General features: G+C 52.9%; 1 protein-coding gene. It reads right to left on the reverse strand.

Translation table 11 applies throughout. The features are described from left to right. A partial coding sequence (locus tag NKJ06_RS35535; RefSeq protein WP_352812599.1) for a hydantoinase B/oxoprolinase family protein occupies positions 1 to 334 on the reverse strand: 334 nt, incomplete at its 3' end. Positions 335 to 1,006 lie beyond the last annotated feature (672 nt).

Genomic DNA, 1,006 nt, shown 5'->3' on the forward strand with positions numbered 1-1,006 from the left:
CCCTGAAAAAGATCGGTGCATATACAGAGACGTCATTGAGATGGGTGCCAACCACGTAAGTATCGTTCAGTGCCCAGATGTCGCCTTCGCGCCAAATGTGCCTGCCGAATTTGCGCTCCGTATATTCCGAACAGACTTCCAGATTGCCGAGAAATATCGGCAAACCCGACGATTGTCCGAGAACCTTGTGGTCGCGGTCCAAGATCGCAACAGCGCAATCCTTCATCTCATAGATGATCGGCGTGAATGCGGAGCGGATCAGCATCGCGTTCATTTCTTCCGCGGCGGATATCAATCCATTCCTGACGATTTCAACAGTGATGGGGTTCAACATTTTCCATCCCATTGCCCAACTCTGATGTTCATGACCCACCGCCCTTAGAGTTCCACAAATCGGATTCAATCCGCTGCGCGCTTCTAACGCTCGAGGCTCCCGGCTCCGACACGGTACAGGGAGCGAGGCCGAGCCCGAGCTATTAGGCCGGCAGCGTATTCAGTTTTGGCCTAGCCTACAGCGGGATGTGCAAAGATCCCCATTCTATGCCCAGATCCATGAGTCTCTCAACTTCCAAGACCACGCCAACGATAGCCGTCACCGAAAGGCTCGCTAATATCAAAGTTTTGGTAGCCACAGTGAAATTGATATGAGCCACGCCGCACCAGTTCTGGTCTTCTAACGTCACCTTGAACCTGCGGCGCTTCTTTCGTTCGTACGTTCGCCCTTTTGATCGCGGCGGAGTGTATCGAGGGAGGAGTTCACCCAGGTCAGGTGACGCACCTTCTGCGGTGCCGGGAATTCCGATTTGGTTGATAGCCGCTTCTCGTCAAGCGGGATGCTGTGGCTCATGCATGCGTTGTGCAAAGAGCACTCGCAACGAGGAAAATGTAGAAATTTCTCAACATGGACGCTCAAAAATGAAGCTGGTCAAAACCCCTCTTGGTGAAGCTGACGTGGTGCGCGATATCGGCTACGTACCTATGAAGGACGGAACACGTATCGCTTACA

It is taken from the genome of Mesorhizobium sp. M0293 (genome assembly GCF_040321735.1).
Lineage (GTDB): Bacteria > Pseudomonadota > Alphaproteobacteria > Rhizobiales > Rhizobiaceae > Mesorhizobium.